General features: G+C 37.2%; 16 protein-coding genes and 1 pseudogene. 11 read left to right on the forward strand and 6 right to left on the reverse strand.

Features of this window, described 5'->3' with window-relative positions; genetic code table 11:
• The first annotated feature begins 13 nt into the window (after positions 1–13).
• The 11 genes from NOX80_RS13305 (at position 14) to NOX80_RS13355 (ending at position 14,623) form a co-directional block, all read left to right on the forward strand.
• Positions 14–445 carry an acyl-CoA thioesterase gene (locus NOX80_RS13305; protein ID WP_256550286.1) on the forward strand — a complete coding sequence of 144 codons (432 nt, stop codon included), beginning with the start codon at positions 14–16 and terminating at the stop codon, positions 443–445.
• Positions 446–471: 26 nt separating this feature from the next.
• Positions 472–1,452, forward strand: a complete 981-nt coding sequence (locus NOX80_RS13310; protein WP_256550287.1) for a carbon-nitrogen hydrolase family protein — start codon at positions 472–474, stop codon at positions 1,450–1,452.
• A gap of 2 nt (positions 1,453–1,454) precedes the next feature.
• On the forward strand, positions 1,455–2,564 hold the full coding sequence (locus NOX80_RS13315) for a cupin domain-containing protein (protein WP_256550288.1): 1,110 nt from the start codon (positions 1,455–1,457) through the stop codon (positions 2,562–2,564).
• A 7-nt stretch (positions 2,565–2,571) separates the two neighbouring features.
• Positions 2,572–3,480: a fumarylacetoacetate hydrolase family protein gene (locus NOX80_RS13320; RefSeq protein ID WP_256550289.1), complete on the forward strand. Its 909-nt coding sequence runs from the start codon at positions 2,572–2,574 to the stop codon at positions 3,478–3,480.
• A 24-nt stretch (positions 3,481–3,504) separates the two neighbouring features.
• Complete coding sequence (locus NOX80_RS13325; protein WP_305880317.1) at positions 3,505–4,254, forward strand: maleate cis-trans isomerase family protein; 750 nt, start codon at positions 3,505–3,507, stop codon at positions 4,252–4,254.
• Positions 4,255–4,750: 496 nt separating this feature from the next.
• On the forward strand, positions 4,751–6,952 hold the full coding sequence (locus tag NOX80_RS13330) for a tetratricopeptide repeat-containing hybrid sensor histidine kinase/response regulator (RefSeq protein WP_256550290.1): 2,202 nt from the start codon (positions 4,751–4,753) through the stop codon (positions 6,950–6,952).
• Positions 6,953–7,036: 84 nt separating this feature from the next.
• Positions 7,037–7,717, forward strand: a complete 681-nt coding sequence (locus tag NOX80_RS13335; RefSeq protein WP_256550291.1) for a response regulator transcription factor — start codon at positions 7,037–7,039, stop codon at positions 7,715–7,717.
• Between the two features lies 1 nt (position 7,718).
• On the forward strand, positions 7,719–9,080 hold the full coding sequence (locus tag NOX80_RS13340; RefSeq protein ID WP_256550292.1) for a HAMP domain-containing sensor histidine kinase: 1,362 nt from the start codon (positions 7,719–7,721) through the stop codon (positions 9,078–9,080).
• Between the two features lie 110 nt (positions 9,081–9,190).
• On the forward strand, positions 9,191–10,435 hold the full coding sequence (locus NOX80_RS13345; protein WP_256550293.1) for a TolC family protein: 1,245 nt from the start codon (positions 9,191–9,193) through the stop codon (positions 10,433–10,435).
• Between the two features lies 1 nt (position 10,436).
• Entirely contained in the window at positions 10,437–11,519 is a 1,083-nt protein-coding gene (locus tag NOX80_RS13350; protein ID WP_256550294.1) for an efflux RND transporter periplasmic adaptor subunit, read from the forward strand.
• 2 nt (positions 11,520–11,521) lie between these two features.
• Positions 11,522–14,623, forward strand: coding sequence for an efflux RND transporter permease subunit (locus tag NOX80_RS13355; protein WP_256550295.1), 3,102 nt, complete (start codon positions 11,522–11,524; stop codon positions 14,621–14,623).
• 59 nt (positions 14,624–14,682) lie between these two features.
• On the opposite strand, the gene thiD is transcribed toward NOX80_RS13355, so the two are convergent.
• The 6 genes and pseudogenes from thiD to NOX80_RS13380 form a co-directional block, all read right to left on the reverse strand.
• Positions 14,683–15,522 (reverse strand): bifunctional hydroxymethylpyrimidine kinase/phosphomethylpyrimidine kinase, encoded by an 840-nt coding sequence (gene thiD / locus NOX80_RS13360; RefSeq protein ID WP_256550296.1) that lies wholly within the window; start codon positions 15,520–15,522, stop codon positions 14,683–14,685.
• Between the two features lie 7 nt (positions 15,523–15,529).
• Complete coding sequence (locus NOX80_RS18625) at positions 15,530–15,778, reverse strand: hypothetical protein (protein ID WP_371926038.1); 249 nt, start codon at positions 15,776–15,778, stop codon at positions 15,530–15,532.
• A gap of 20 nt (positions 15,779–15,798) precedes the next feature.
• Positions 15,799–15,945 carry a hypothetical protein gene (locus tag NOX80_RS18630; RefSeq protein ID WP_371926039.1) on the reverse strand — a complete coding sequence of 49 codons (147 nt, stop codon included), beginning with the start codon at positions 15,943–15,945 and terminating at the stop codon, positions 15,799–15,801.
• 106 nt (positions 15,946–16,051) lie between these two features.
• A pseudogene (locus NOX80_RS13370) lies at positions 16,052–16,267 on the reverse strand (transposase); the annotation flags it as partial.
• Between the two features lie 117 nt (positions 16,268–16,384).
• Positions 16,385–17,083, reverse strand: coding sequence for a hypothetical protein (locus NOX80_RS13375; protein WP_256550298.1), 699 nt, complete (start codon positions 17,081–17,083; stop codon positions 16,385–16,387).
• A gap of 375 nt (positions 17,084–17,458) precedes the next feature.
• Complete coding sequence (locus tag NOX80_RS13380) at positions 17,459–17,767, reverse strand: hypothetical protein (RefSeq protein WP_256550299.1); 309 nt, start codon at positions 17,765–17,767, stop codon at positions 17,459–17,461.
• Positions 17,768–17,770 lie beyond the last annotated feature (3 nt).

Consider the following 17,770-nt stretch of genomic DNA (forward strand, 5'->3'; position numbering starts at 1 on the left):
TCTTATATAAAAAATGAACCAAATCTTTATAAAAACTGAAAAAGTACGTTTCCAGCATGTTGATTATGCCGGTATTGTTTTTTATCCCCGTTTTCTTGAAATGCTAAACTGCCTTGTAGAAGACTGGTTTGAAGAAGCTTTAGAACGTCCTTTTTTCAAAATGCATGAAACCAACGGCATTCCTACAGTTGACCTAAAAGTACAATTTAAAAAAGCCGCCCGACTTGGTGAAATACTAACCAAAAAATTATGGGTAAAAAATATAGGCGGTGCTTCCCTGCTTTGCGGTTTCCGTTTTGAAGATGAAAACGAAAATACCTGTCTCGAAGGAGAAGTAACTCTTGTAAATGTGGCTTTTAATCCCGACCGCGATAGTATCAAGGCCGAAGCTTTTGACGATACAATGAAACACAAAATAAACCAATACCTGCTGGTTACCTTGTAGCCGTAGTGTTTAACCTGATAAACAAAATGGAATTCTCAAAATTCAAAGCGGCAACTGTCCAAACGGCACCGGTTTTTCTGAATGTAGAAAAAACGGTCGATAAGACAATCAATATTATCAAAGAAGCCGCCGCCAACGGAGCCGAACTAATCGCTTTCCCCGAAGTATTTATTGCCGGATATCCGTATTGGAACTGGATCATGACGCCGGTTCAAGGAAGCAAATGGTACGAAAGACTTTATAAAAATGCTGTTGCTGCCGATGATCCGGAAATAAAACGAATCGAACAGGCCGCTCGCGAAAACAATATACATGTCGTAATCGGTATTAACGAACGCGGCACAAGTTACGGTGAAATTTACAACACTAATCTTATTATAGACAATACCGGACAATTGATCGGAAAACACCGAAAATTGGTTCCTACCTGGGCCGAAAAACTGACCTGGACTTCCGGTGACGGTTCTTCATTAAAAGTATACCCGACAAAAGTAGGTCCGATCGGAACTTTGGCGTGTGGCGAAAACACCAATACACTGGCTCGTTTCACTTTATTATCACAAGGAGAACTGATTCATATTGCCAATTATATTTCATTACCGGTCGCACCACCCGATTATAATATGGCAGAGGCTATTAAAATACGGGCAGCAGCGCACTCTTTTGAAGGAAAACTATTCACTATTGTGTCCTGTTCTACGATTTCGCAGGAAATCATGGATATTTTAAAAGAAGATGTTCCGGATGCTGAAACACTTTTAACCCGTAAGAACTCCGCTTTTTCCGGTTTTATCGGTCCGAATGGTGCTGTAATCGGCGAACCGATCATTGATGATGAAGGAATCTCTTACGCAGAAATCGACTTATCCAAATGCATTCAACCTAAACAAATGCACGATATATTAGGGCATTACAATCGATTTGACATTTTTGATCTTAGAGTCAACATCGCTCCGACCCGAAAAATTACTTTTATTAATTCACACGAAGAGTTTAACGCAAAATAATCATGAAAGAACCATTTAATGATGATGTAATCGGAAGAGCCCGTGTAAAAGACACACCGGAACTCGAAGCCTATTATAAAGAACTGGAAACACTTGGTGCCGGAGCTTTGTGGACCGTTGCCAACGATATTGAACCCTGGGAACCGCGAACTTCATCCGTTCCGATGCTTTGGAAATATGAAAATTTGCGTGAACTGGTTTTAAAATCGTCTGAGCTGGTAACGCCTGAACAAGCCGGACGTCGTGTTGTTTATCTTGTAAATGACAAACGAAAAGACGTTAGTGCTGCTGTAGGATGGTTGTATACCGGTATTCAGGTAACACGTCCCGGAGAAAGCACTTCAGCCCATCGTCATAAAGCTTCAGCCCTTCGTTTTATCATGGAAGGTTCCGGTGGTTATACTGTAGTCGACGGTAATAAAATCATGCTTGAGGTTAACGATTTTGTTATTACACCTAACTCAACCTGGCACGAACACGGAGTAGAAGAAAACGGAAAAACCTGTATCTGGCAGGACGGACTGGATATTCCGTTAGTCAATGCTCTTGAAGCCAACGATTATGCTGTATTTGACGGTAAACAGCCGTTAGAAGCACCACTTAATTATTCTCCGCTAACTTATGGAGGAGCCGGTTTAATTCCGGCGGATAAAGTTTGGGATAAACCCTATTCTCCGCTTTTTAAATATTCCTGGAAATCCGTTTACCCGGCTTTACTGGAAGCAGCAAAAGTAAATGAAGGTTCCCCTTATGACGGCATCATCATGGATTATACCAATCCGCTTACCGGCGGTCCTGTAATGCAAACTATGGGCGCTTCCATGCAGTTATTACGTGCCGGCGAACACACCAAAGCCCATAAACATACCGGATCTATAGTATATCAATGTGCTAAAGGTCATGGTTACTCCGTAATCGGTGGCAAACGCTACGATTGGAAAGAACGGGATATTTTCTGTGTTCCGTCTTGGGTGTATCACGAACATGTTAATCTTTCCGAAACGGAAGACGCCTGCTTATTTTCATTTAATGATTTACCAGTAATCAAATCATTGGGATTGTATCAGGAAAAAGCATATTTAGAAAACAACGGTTACCAAAAAATAAATTAATACAATAATGAAACTTGCTACCTACAGAATTAATCATACCACTCCCCGTTTAGGTGTTGTAAAGGACAATCATATGGTTGACCTTGAAGATGTGGCTAAAATTAAAAATATAACCCTTCCGGAAACAATGCTGGATCTTATTGACGCCGGACTGGAAGAAGTTGACCGAATCCAACACATTCTGGACAGCCTTACAGCAGAAGAAAAAAGCAACTGTTATTATCCGCTATCCAATGTTACGTTTCTGGCACCGATCCCGAAACCTCGTAAAAACATTATCGGAATCGGACTTAATTATACCGAACACGTTGCCGAAAGTGCGCGTACACTGGATACTTCCAATGAATTGCCGCAACAACCGGTTATCTTCTCAAAACCGCCTACTGCCGTAATCGGAACAGATGATTATATTATTCATAATCCGAAATTGACGCAACAATTGGACTGGGAAGTGGAATTAGCTGTTATCATCGGAAAAAAAGGAAAATATGTTCCGAAAGAAGAAGCATTGGATTATGTTTTCGGTTATACGGTAATTAACGATATCAGCGCGCGGGATTGTCGTCGTTCCGGACAATGGATCGTTTCAAAAGGACAAGATACTTTTGCTCCTATGGGCCCTGTTTTGGTTACAAAAGATGAAATTCCGGATCCGTATAATCTTGATCTTTCTCTTAAATTAAACGGTGTTGAAAAACAAAACTCGAATACCAAATTTATGTTGTTTAACATCAACGAACTGATCGAAGATTTAAGTATCGTTTTCACATTGGAACCGGGTGATATTATTGCAACCGGAACACCGGCCGGTGTAGGTGCCGGAAGAACACCACAGGAATGGATGTGGGACGGAGATATAGTTGAAGCAACTGTTGACAAGATCGGAACTATAACCAATACAATCAAATCTTTATAAAATAAAAAGAATACAAAATAACCCATGAAAAAATATAGAATCGGCCAGATTGTTCCCAGCTCAAATGTCACAATGGAGACTGAAATTCCGGCTATTTTTCGTTCCAGAGAAACCGTACTTCCGGAACGTTTTACCTTTCATTCCAGTCGGATGCGAATGAAAAAAGTAACCAAAGAAGAACTGGAAGCCATGGATGCCATGAGTCTAAAATGTGCACAGGAATTATCTGATGCTCATGTCGATGTAATGGGCTATGCCTGCCTTGTAGCCATCATGAGTATGGGACGTGGTTATCACTGCGTATCTGAAGTTAACCTCCATCAGGAAACGATTAAAAATGACTTCCCTACTCCAATTGTAACCAGCGCCGGCGCCTTAATTAACGGGTTAAAAGTTTTAGGAGCCAAAAAAGTAGCGGTTATCACACCTTATATGCGTCCGTTAACCGATTTAGTTGTCGATTATATTGAGCATCAAGGTTTTGAAGTTGTTGATTCCATTGCTTTAGAAATCCCTGACAACCTTGAAGTGGCAGCACAGGATCCGATGAATCTTCTGGACATCTACAAGCGATTAAACTTAGAAGGTGTAGACGTTTTAGTTGCTTCTGCCTGCGTACAAATGCCTTCTCTGGAAGCCATCGATCTGATCCAAAAGGAAATTGGAATTCCGGTTACTTCAGCGGCAGTCTGCACGACCTATGAGATGATGAAAAAATTAGGTTTGGAAGCAAAAGCTCCGATCGGAGGCGCATTATTAAGCGGTAAATATTAACATCCTCAATAACATTTCGTTAAAATCCTGTAAAAAATACAGGATTTTTTTTTGTCCTCTTCATTTTTAATTATTTCCCACTTAAAAAAAGGGGACATTTTGCTCTAAAAAAGATGCTTTTTTAATTTATTATTTTAAATATCAGTCGAATAAAGAAGATAAAAAATCATTTTATGTCAGCTATAATTGCTTTATTCTCTACATATTGACACATAAACAAATAATCACAAATCAAATAACTAACTTAATTAAAATAAAACTGTTAATTTTTTTTAAATAATAGAAGTTCAACATAAACATTTAAAAACTTTTTAACAAAAAACAATTTTAGTCTTAAAAAAAGTGAGAAAACTTTAATTCTCACATAATGAGAACAATTTAATTCTCAAAACATTCTCTTTATAGTATTTTTGTACTAATATTGTTATGCCAAATAATTACAATTTTAATACAGCCCGGATCCGTGTAATTATAACAGTAGTTTTTCAAGTAATCAATGACTAATAAGCCATTACGTACATTTTTATTAGTATTGTTGTCTTCTCAGTTTGTTTATGCCCAAACAGAAGAGATGACCCGAAAAGAGATTTCTAAAATGATTGCTAAAGCCAGCGGTCATATGCTAAATCTGGAATGTGAAAAATCACTTATTGCCGCTAAAAACGCATTGAATGAGGCCTACCGGATTAACGATAAATCACTGATTGCCAAAGCCTACAATATCATCGGCTTAAACCACGAAGAATTTTCCGATTTTAAAAAAGCCATTCAGTATTATGAAAAAGGCCTGCGTTATGCTAATCAAACCGACAACGATACGATAAAAGACTGGCTTCACAACAATCTCGGCAGTGCTTACTGTTTTCATAAACTCGACTTCAATAAAGGCATTCAACATTATAAAATCGGATTACACTACTCTGAAAAACTAAAAGACAGTAGTGAAATTATTTATACCCGGTTAAACATTGCCAGTGCGTATTTTGAAACCAAAAAATACAACGAAGGCATTAAATATCTGACCGGACTGGAGAAATACATACAAAATAAAGGCGAACTGGAAGCTCAGATTTCACTCAATTCCTTGCTTGGCTCCTATTATACTCATTCCAATAACTTTGAAAAAGCAGAAGCTTTCTACAAAGAAGCTTTAGACCTTTGCAAAAAAAACAAAGTCGAGTTTCTTCAAACCAACGCCTGTGATCTTTATAAAGATTTTGCCCAATACTATTTTAAGATTAAGGACTTCGAGAATGCGTATTTTTACCTTGACAAATACACTACTACTAAAGATCAGATTTATAATGAGGAGCGTATCAGCGAGGTAAAAAAGGCCGGAAGCCAAATTGAACTGGACGAATATAAAAGGCTGGTAACGCGAATTGAAAACGAAAAACAGCTTCAAGCCAGAAGTTTACAACAGTCCCGTATTATTGTGGTATTATTTATTATCACCCTGCTATTTTTATTGCTATTTCTTTTCTCTTTATACAAGAACAACGAAATCCGGAAAAAGATCAATAATGAGCTTAAAATTGCGAATAAGCAATTAAAAGACGCTAAAGATCAGGCCGAGGAAGTTTCGCAACTTAAATCACAGTTTATATCTACTATTAGCCACGAATTGCGGACTCCCCTATACGGTGTTGTCGGAATTACGGATATTATTACCGATGAACACAAAGAACTTTCAGAAAGCTCTTATCTGAAATCGTTGAAGTTTTCAGCTAAATACCTGTTGTCTTTAGTTAATGATATTTTACAGGTTTATAAAATTGACGAGAATAAGATCAAACTTGAAAATTCAGCTTTTAATATCATCGAAGATTTACACCAGGTTACAGATAGTCTGATGTTTTTGGCCGAAAAAAATAAAAACCGACTCATACTGGAAGTTGACGAGGACATTCCAACATTGTTAATCGGTGATCGTGTACGTTTATCGCAGATTTTTATGAATCTGATCGGTAATGCTTTAAAATTCACACAAAAAGGACGGGTTAAAATTACCGCTCAAATTGAAAAAGTGGAAGGAACGGTTTTCTATATCAGATTTGAAGTGATCGATAACGGTATCGGTATTGCCGAAGAAGATCAGGAAAAGGTGTTTGAAAAATTCGTTCAGATCGAACGTAAAGAAGACGATTATCAAGGAACCGGATTAGGCCTTCCGATTGTAAAACAGCTTGTAAACCTTTTTAACGGAGAAATCACGATTAAGAGTAAAGAAAACGTGGGTACAACCATGACGGTCATTATCGGATTTGATTCTGATCCGGAGGAAATTAAAAAGTACACAGATAATCTCGAAGTCGAATATTTACTGGAAAACAATTATCGTGTTTTAGTGGTCGAAGACAATAAAATCAACCAGATTGTAACCAAAAAGATTCTGGATGATAATAATTTTACCAATGTTATTGTCGACAATGGTTTTGATGCTCTTGATTTATTACAAAAAGAGACTTTTGACATTGTGCTGATGGATATAAACATGCCGGCTATCAACGGTTTTGAAACCACCAAACGTATTCGCGAACAAGGCAATATGATCCCGGTAATCGCTTTAACCGCTTTCGACAAACAGGAGATATCCGAACAAGTATATGCTGCTTCGATGAACGGTATTATTATCAAACCGTTTGAACCGAAACAGCTTTGTAAAATGATTGTCAATCTTTGCGAAAACAAAGTTTAAGCCGATTATTCCGAAAGCATTATTTTCTAAAATCACATAACTTTCCTACTTTTACTATTCTGTTATATAATAGCCTCTCTTCAAATGATTAAAACACTGCTCCTGGAAGACGATTTAGTACTCTCAAAAGAAATCAGTGACTTCTTAAAAACAAAAGACATTGAGTGTGATTGCGTATTCGATGGTGAAGTCTTTTTCCGACAAATTCGTTCCGAGCAATACAATATCTATTTATTGGATATCAACGTACCGAAAATCAACGGATTGGATGTTTGCAGCACTATCCGGGAAACCGATCCGACAACCCCTATTCTGATGATCAGTGCATATGGTGATCTTAACGATAAAATGGACGCCTTTAAGTTGGGAGCCGATGATTATCTGGTTAAACCTTTTCACCTTGAAGAATTACTGATACGCGTTTTAGCACTTCTAAGACGCAGTACAACTCCGCAAAATGAAGAAAAACTGATTACCATCGACGATCTTGAAATAGCGCCGAATTCCATGACGGTAAAACGTGCCGGTACAACAATCGAACTAACGCAAAAAGAATATCAGTTATTACTCTTATTGGCTAAAGCGAAAGGAAGAACACTATCCAAACAAACAATATCAGAGCAAATATGGGACGCTCACTTTGATACAAATCTGAATACTATTGAGGTGTACATTAACTTTCTGAGAAAAAAAATCGATAAGAATTACGAAAACAAACTGATACATACGCGTCCGGGTTTCGGGTATTATCTAAAAGACGAATAAGATGACTTTAAAGAGACGTATAGCTGTAAATGTCAGTATTGCCTTTTCTGTGATTTACGGAATATCAGCTATATTCATCTATATTTCATTTTCGACTTTCCGTAAGGAAGAATTTATGGAAAGGTTGGAAGAAAAAGCGTTAACCACTACTAAACTATTACTTGAAGTAAAAGACGTAGATACTCAGATTTTAAAGCTTATAGATCGAAATACAATTAATAAGTTATACAACGAAAAAACACTTATTTTCGACAGTAACTATAAGTTAATTTACAGTAGTATCGATGATGCTTCCGTTAAATGGGACGTCAACTTTCTTCAAAAAATCAAAAAGCACAAAAGGGTTTATACGATCGAAAAAGAGAAAGATGTACTGGGCGTTTTTCATATTTACAACAATACGGATTATTATATCATAATTGCGGCCGAGGACAAATCCGGTATGAGTAAACTGGAATTCTTATACCAGATCTTGATTCTGTCTTTTATCCTCGGAACTACATTGGTATGGCTTACCACCTATTTTCTGATCCGGAAATTATTGGAACCGCTGGATAATTTCCAAAAAATTATTACCAGTATTTCAATCAACAAATTAAATACACAGGTAATTGAATCCTCTAAGTCAGACGAAATCAGTTTATTAGCCAAAGCTTTCAACCAGATGTTACTTCGTATCGAACGCTCCTATCTGGCGCAGAAAGAATTTACGTCGAATGCATCGCATGAACTGCGAACACCTATCAGTAGGTTAACGTTACAATTGGAAAATCTGATTCAGCAAGGAGGTCATAGCGAACACACCTTGAATTACCTGAACAATATGAGCAAAGATGTGAATCAGATTTCTGATTTGATCAATTCACTTCTACTCTTGGCACAAATCAACGCATCCAGTTTCGGATCGACCTTCCAACAAGTACGTGTCGATGAGATTATCTTTCAGGTTTATGAAAAAACGATTAAGAATTTCCCTGATTTTCAAATGAATTTTGAAATCGGAACCACAGAATCGGATCTGGAAGTCAAAGGAATAACATCCTTACTTGAAATTGTTTTCGCCAATCTTTTTAAAAATGCTTATTTGTATTCATACGATCGCAAGATCAATGTGATCATAGAAGATAGTGCTCAGCATGACATCCAAATTAAATTGATCAATAAAGGTGAAAAACTTTCACCGGAAGAAGAAAATAAAATTTTCAATTCTTTTGTTCGCGGTACTAAAAATCAAAAAATTCAGGGTTCCGGATTGGGTTTACGTATTGCCAAACGCATTCTCGATCTGCATAAGGCAAAATTAGCGTATCATTATGATGATGCTGCGGAACAACACGAATTCATTATTATTTTTCCTTCCTAAAATCCGTAAAAAGAACCTTAAAATCATTTTTAAGTTTTTTTTAAGGTCGGCTTTAAGGCGCTTTTAAGGTTACTGCCAACATCTTTGTAAAGAATTAAATTCTTTTATAGATGAAAATAACGCCATTTATACTATCACTTCTGTTTTTTCAGCTCACGTTTTCACAAAAAAACGTTACACTGAAAGAGTGTGAAGATGCCATGCAAAAAAACAATTTCCAATTATTAGCTGAGCAATACAATATCTCAGCTGCACAAGCTGCCGTAATCCAGGCTAAAATTTGGGATCATCCTAATCTGTCATTGGCTTTTAACGCCATAAATCCGGATGAAAAACGGTATTTTGATGTAGGCAAAAACGGTCAGAAAGCAGTCGCCGTAGATCAACTTATTCATATTGGCGGAAAGAAACGTAACGAAATTAAATTGGCTAAATCCAATGTGGCGTTAGCAGAACTGCAATTTGAAGAATTAATGCAGAATCTGAAACACGAATTACGCCAAAGCTTCTACGCTATCTTTTTCGATCAGCGAAAAATTGCCAGTATCGAATCGCAAACCACGCAAATTGAAAATCTTTTACAATCTTATGAAGTACAGGCCGATAAAGGAAATGTTCCGTTAAAGGATGTAGTACGTTTGCAATCGCTATTATTAAATCTTAAAAACGATCGGATTGCCATTCAGAAAGAGATCACCGAAAACAAACAAAATCTGAATATTTTAACCGGAATCGACGAAGAATTAAGTCCGATGGCCGATGAGAATGAGTTGATTCTAAACTTTAATAGTCCGAAATACAACGAAGGAGAATTGTTTAACATCGCCAAAGAAAAAAATCCGGACTATCTAACAGCTATGAAACAGGTTGAAAATCAGGAATTGGCCGTTAAGCTACAAAAATCGTTATCCGTCCCGGATATCACTGCCGGACTTGCTTACGATCAGGTTGGCGGCGCCTTTAAAAATGAAGTCAACTTTACATTGGGAATTCCGCTTCCGCTCTGGAACCGCAATAAAGGAAACATTAAAATTGCTGAAGCCGAATTAAGTCAGTCAAAAGTAAATAAAGATCAAAAAACATTAGAACTGAAAAGTCAGGTAAACAGTGCTTTATCGATTTGGAAAGAGCAAAAAAAGCAATACACTTCCCTATCCAAAAGTATCAACGAAAACCTGGACGCTGTGTATCAGGGCGTATTGAAGAACTTCCAACGTCGTAATATTTCGCTACTGGAATTTACCGATTTTATGGAAAGCTATAATCAAAGTACGCTACAACTGAATGAAATGCGAAAACAACTGATCCTATCCGGAGAACAAATCAATCACATCACCAATACAACCATCTTCTAATATGAAATATCCAATAATAACCTGTCTGTCGCTATTGGCTTTAATTTCCTGCCAGGACAAAGAAAAAAAAGCGGAAATAAAGGAAACTTTTGTGTTGAGTAATAAAATGTTACAAACCACTAAAACCGCTCCCGTAACATTAGAACCGCTGCGTAACGAACTGAATTATTACGGAAAAATCACAACCGATAACAACAAAACGATCGAGGTATTCCCGGTTGTTGGCGGTAGCGTTGCTAAGGTATATGTGGAATTGGGTGATTATGTCAAAAAGGGACAATTATTAGCTACTATAAGAAGTACGGAAGTAGCTGATTTTGAAAAAGAACTGGACGATGCTAAAAACGATGTAATCGTAGCCAAAAACAACCTTAAAGTTGCTCAGGAATTATTCGAAGGAAAATTAAATGCGGAAAGAGATGTTCTGGAAGCCAAAAGTAATTATGACAAGGCTAAATCGCAATTACAGCGTATTCAGGAAACCTATAAAATTTACAATATCAAATCGGGTGCTATTTATGAAGTCCGTTCTCCGTTAAGCGGTTTTATCATTCAGAAGGACATCAACGAAAATATGTTACTGCGAAACGACCGAAGTGATAATATTTTTGATATCGCCGAAATAAACGATGTTTGGGCTATAGCCAATGTTACCGAAAGCGATATTAATCAGATCAAATTAGGCGAAAATGCCGCGGTTACCACATTGAGTTACCCGGATAAAGTTTTTAACGGTAAAGTGGATAAAATATTTAATATTATCGATCCGGATACGAAAGCAATGAAAGTGCTTATTAAACTGAACAATCCGGAATATGTATTAAAACCGGAAATGCGGGCTTCTATCAAAATTTCCTATATGGAGAGTGATAAAAAAATGTTGGCTGTTCCGACATCCGCTGTCATCTTCGACAAAAGCAAAAATTTCGTAGTAATCTATAAAGACCGTAACAACATCGAAGCGCGTCAGGTTGAAGTTTTCCGCCAGGTTGGTGCTATCACTTATATTTCAAGCGGTATAAACGAAGGCGAAAAAGTAATGACACAAAACCAGTTGTTAGTATACGGTGCCCTAAATGAATAGTTATGAATAAATTTATCCGAAATATTATTGCTTTTTCCCTCAAGAATAAAGCATTCACGTTTTTTTGGGTTGGAATTCTGGCAATTTCAGGGTTTATCGCCTTTAAAAACATGCCGATCGAAGCCTTTCCCGATGTAACCAATACGCAAATTATTATTGTGACCGAATGGAACGGACGAAGTGCTGAAGAAATTGAGCGTTTTGTGACCACGCCTATCGAGATTGCAATGAACTCCGTACAAAAAAAGACCAGTGTGCGAAGTATTACGATGTTTGGTTTGTCGGTGATTAAAATTATTTTCGAAGATGATGTCGATGACTTTTTTGCCCGTCAGCAGGTCAATAACCAATTGCGTACCGTTTCTTTACCCGATGGCGTTGATCCGGACGTACAGCCTCCTTATGGACCAACCGGTGAGGTTTTCCGTTATGTTTTAAAAAGTAAGGATCGGGATACACGTGATTTGTTAACCTATCAGAATTGGGTAATCGACCGTCAGTTACGTGCTGTTCCGGGTGTGGCAGATGTAGTTGCCTTTGGCGGACAGGAAAAAACATATGAAATCAGTGTTGATCCGGGTCGTTTATCAAAATACAATATTACCCCGTTGGAAGTATTCGATGCGGTTAATAAAAGTAACCTGAATGTAGGTGGTGACGTAATTGAAAAGAACGGACAGGCCTATGTAGTCCGTGGTGTAGGATTACTGAGTTCAATAGACGATATTCAGAATATTATCGTAGCCGATGCCGGAGGAAATCCGGTTCTGGTAAAAAATCTTGCCGATGTAGCAGAAAGCTCTTATCCTCGTGTCGGACAGGTCGGACTGGATAAAAACAATGATGTCGTTGAAGGAATTGTAGTGATGCGTAAAGGTGAAAATCCTAAAGAAGTTTTAACTGCAATTAAGGAAAAAGTCAACGAAATCAATGAAACGGTATTACCGAAAGACATCAAAATGGTGACTTTTTACGATCGTGACGACCTGATGAACTTTACGACTGCCACAGTAATGCACAATCTTTTCGAAGGGATTATTTTCGTAACGGTAATTGTATTTCTATTTATGGCCGATTGGCGAACGACATTGACCGTTGCTATCATTATACCGCTGTCCCTACTCTTCGCCTTCCTGTGTTTAAAACTGAAAGGAATGAGTGCCAATTTATTATCGTTAGGTGCAGTTGACTTCGGAATTATTATAGACGGAGCCGTTGTAATGGTCGAAGGAATCTTTGTGACACTCGATCACCTCGCTCATAAAAAGGGCATGAAAGCCTATAATAAGCTCGCCATCGGTAGTGTGATCAAAAAAACCGGAACGGAAATGGGGAAAGCTATTTTCTTTTCCAAATTAATTATCATTACAGCATTGATTCCGATTTTCTCCTTTCAGAAAGTCGAAGGAAAAATGTTTGCGCCACTTGCTTATACATTAGGTTTTGCCTTATTGGGTGCTTTAATTTTCACCTTAACATTGGTGCCGGTATTATCCCATATCTTATTAAATAAAAACGTTAAAGAAAAAAATAATCCGTTTGTCAATTTCTGGAACAGAATCGTTGAAAAATCCTTTAATTTCACATTCAAACACAAACAAAAAACCCTTTTTGTCTCCATTGCTTTTATGGTTCTGACCTTTGGTTCTGCCAAATTCCTCGGAACGGAATTCTTGCCTCAGTTAAACGAAGGTGCCTTGTGGGTAACTGCCGAAATGCCAATTAGTACTTCTCTTCCGGAGAGTAATAAAATATCGGCCGAAATCCGTACCATATTGGGAAGTTTTCCGGAAGTGGAACAGGTACTTTCGCAAACCGGGCGTAGTAACGACGGAACAGATCCGAATGGTTTTGGTTTTGCACAGTTCCAGGTAGATTTGTATCCTAAAAAAGAATGGAAAAGATCGATTTCTCAGGAACAATTAATTGAGGAAATGGATGCTAAGCTAAAGCAAATTCAAGGAATTACCTACAATTATTCCCAACCGGTTATTGACAACGTTGCAGAAGCCGTTGCCGGTTTTAAAGCATCAAATGCCGTAAAAATATATGGTGAAGATCTGAACAAACTGGATGATCTGGCTGCCAAAGTATTAGCACAAATTAAAGACATCGACGGAATAAAGGATGTGGGTATTCTTCGAAATGTGGGACAACCGGAAGTCAGCGTGATTTTAGATCGTGAAAAAATGGCTGCTTACGGTGTTACATTGGCCGATGCTCAGGCTGTATTGGAAATGGCTTTCGGAGGAAAAACCGCGACTCAGAAATATGAAGGTGAAAAGAAATTCGATGTCCGTGTTCGTTATACCAAAGAATATCGTAAAGATGAAAGCGATTTGGCTCAACTTAAAGTACCGACGATAGACGGAGTAAAAATTCCGTTAAAGGAGATTGCTACTGTGAAAAAGGTAACCGGTCCGGCATTTATTTACCGTGACAATACCAAGCGTTTTATCGCTGTAAAATTTTCTGTTCGTGATCGTGACTTAGGTAGTACCATTGCAGAAGCACAAGCGGTTGTAAACAAAAATGTGGAATTACCAAACGGATATCATTTCGGGTGGACCGGTGAATTTGAAAACCAGGTTCGGGCTACACAACGTTTAAGTCAGGTAGTTCCGATCAGTTTAGTAGGTATTTTCGTCTTACTGTTTATCATGTTCGGTAATATAAAAGATTCGCTTTTGGTTCTGGCCAATGTACCGTTTGCTGTAATCGGCGGTATTATAGCCTTACACCTTACAGGCATTAATTTCGGAATATCAGCCGGTGTCGGATTCATTGCCTTATTCGGGATTTGTATTCAGAACGGAGTCATTCTTATATCGGAGTTCCATAAGAATCTGAAGGAAAAAATGGATCTGAATACGTCCATTATGGAAGCTGTTAAAATCAGAACACGTCCTGTAGTAATGACCGCCTTAATGGCTTCAATCGGATTGTTACCCGCAGCGACTTCAACCGGAATCGGTTCGGAGTCACAAAAACCGCTGGCCATTGTTATCATCGGTGGACTAATTACTGCCACTGTATTAACATTACTGGTATTCCCAATTATTTTCTGGGTATTTAATCGTAAAAAGCATCAGCCAATCGACTGATTGTAAATAGCTTTTTATTTTTTATTTGTTATTTTGGTTATTTGGGAGAAGCCTCGTTGTTATAGCGGGGCTTTTCTTTTTAACAATTGTTGTGGTGCAAAAAAATGATTTAACGGACCATTCCCCTTCCCTATAGCTACATCTGCTCCTTCTTTTATTGCCTCATGTACATACTGTTGCGCCAGATTTACAGCATCCGGTATTTTTTTCCCCTGCGCCAAATAAGCCGCTATGGCCGATGATAAAGTACAACCGGAACCATGCCTATTATTTGTCTCTATTTTTTCGGAAGTATATTCCGCAATAATTCCTTTTTGATCGAATAAAATTGAGGTCAATTCTTTAGTCGGTAAATGTCCGCCTTTTAACAGGAGATGCTGACATCCTTTTTCCATGATCTTTGTCCCCAATAAACGCATTTCATCGACACTACCGATTGGTGCTCCGGTTAATACGGCTGCTTCATCTAAATTGGGTGTAATAATCGTTGATAAGGGAAATAATGTATTTACAATTTCATTTATGGTATCTTCTTTAATCAAGCGATGTCCGCTTGTGGCCACCATAACCGGATCAAATACGACCGGAATTTCGGGATATTCTTGTAGCATTTCGGCTATAATCCGCACCAGCTCCAAACTATGTACCATTCCGATTTTAATGGCATCCGGGCGTATATCTTCCATTATGGTTTGCAATTGCATTTGTACAATCTCCGTCGGAATCGTATGGATTGCTTTTACGCCACAGGTATTTTGAACCGGAAGTGCCGTTAATACCGATGTAGCATAACATCCCAATGCACTAATTGTCTTGATATCGGCCTGAATTCCGGCTCCACCGCTACCGTCGAAACCTGCTATGGTTAATACTACCGGGTAAATATGTTCTTTTTTCATGATTTTACTATTGCTCCATTTTTTCGGAAATTTTCCCGAAACTGGATATTAGCATGGATACACAGCAAAAAGACTTGTCTCTGCTATGGGTTTCTGTAGCTTTTTTAAATAAATCAAACATCCATTGCCTTCTGCTTTCAGGTTCTGTTTGTATAGCTTCTAAAATATTTTTGCTTTTAAATTTTTTAAAATCTCTTATCAGATCTGATAATTTGCCATCTTTCGATTGCACTATTAAATGAATGTGATTACTCATGATTACATAACCATACAATATCATTCCCTTTCTTTTATACAATAATCTAAAGAAGAAACTACGATATCTTTATAAACCCTTCTTGTGAAAACATCTATCCAATCTACTACCGTACAAGTAATAAAATGCGGTTTTTCCTGATCTTTTATAGTATAGCCTTCTTTCATTAAGTATTATTTTCTTCTCAAAGTTGGGAGACTCTCAGAAACGGGATAAATTTAAGAAAAATTGTTTAGGTTGATATTGCTCAAAGTCAGGAGACTTTGCGCAGCGGGCGGATTTTATCTTTTTGGTTCCGTGCCCGTTTCTGTAATTCCCTGTGGCAGATTTTTGATGCTTCTCATTATCCAAATGAGCGTCCAATTCTGCATCAAGCATATGCTCTACAGCCCTTTTATGCATTTCTTTGAAGAAAGAAGTTAAGTCTTCTCCATTTTTAAAGGACTTGTAAAAATCCTTGTTGTTTAATAAGTCTTCTTTGTCGATCATAACTATATAGGTTAAAAATAATAAAAAGTTATTTCCGAAAATTATTTTTGAGCTTTAGAGGGCTCAAAAATTTTTCAGAATAACTTTTTAACTTACACAGTTAGTGAGACACTACCATTATTTTCTTCCTAATTTTTGCAAAACATCCTCGTATTTTTTTTGATGGTACAACCAATCCTTATCCGGGAATAATAATGGAAGGGTTTTAACAGCTATGCGCATATCTTCTAAAACTTCATCCAGCCGAGGTATTTCTTTTACAATATCTATATAAAAATATTGCCACCCTTTAAAGCCGTAATTCTCAAACAACAACTCCATGTATTTGTGGTAGTCAAAATCAAGTTTTACATACCAATCTTTGTTGAAAAACGCAATTGGTGGCGGAAAATCGCCTTCTTGCTTTATAAAACACCCCCTCATATTGGCATCTACACCTCGAGGTAAGCGCTCAAACCATCCCAATTTCTGAGAATAATCACCATCGCCTTTTATGTTGACTGCATCCTTAAAATCATCTGACGGATGCATTAATGCATCTGTGATGCCATTAAACACAAAACCCGCTCTTAACATAGTTTCATTTCTTAGCTGCAACAAACTATTCCAATTGACAAGAACAGCTAAATTAAAGTATTCCAAATCTTTGTCGGAAATTTTAATGTTTTCCTGCTCTAATTCTTTTTTTCTTCTTTCTAAAAATCTTTCGGAAGGTGGTTCGCAGTCATAATAATTAGTCTCGCTTAATTCGCCTAATTCAATATTTGGATTACTTCGTAAATCTTTTAGGCATTGCAGGTACTTATTTGTTATCATTTAATTTCTAAATTACTTGTTGAAATAAAATACAATACGAAAGGATTCGTGTGGCAGCGGTTCAAAGAGACTTGCTGTCTTGCTGTTTTTTAAGCTGATCATTATTAGATGCCACTAATAATAAAAAATATATTTACAGATAAAGTTCCGAGATTTAGTTGGTTATTTGTTACTTGTTCCATGAATTCCGGATATCCAGATAAAGGATAAGAATGTGACAAAATTACCGTTGAGGAGAATAGTAATCTTAAAAAGTCGAAATTATTTTCTCTTTCCAATTTATTTCATTCAAATTAAGTCCGAAATAACTGAATATTTTAGAATTTAACAAATATTAAAACCAAAATTCCTTTGTTTCACTCTATATATACAGAATTACTTTTTTATGATCATGATCACTTCTCTAATTTGATTTGTACCGTTTTCAATTCCGATTTTTACCGGTTTTTGTTCGCGATAACTCTTTGAAAGCTTATTTAAAAGTTGAGGGAAATTTTCCGTTTTTGAAGATAAATAAAAAACCTGTGCGCTAATACCAAGCGCGATTCTGTAGTTTTCGGCATTTTCTTCATCCTTATTTATAGCATTAACAACAATTTTATCATACCAGATAATACTTTTGGTAGACTTTGAGCAGGAAAAGCACAAGATTATTAACAGTAATATAAAAATTCTATTTTTCATTTT

This window comes from Flavobacterium cerinum, assembly GCF_024496085.1.
GTDB lineage: Bacteria > Bacteroidota > Bacteroidia > Flavobacteriales > Flavobacteriaceae > Flavobacterium > Flavobacterium cerinum_A.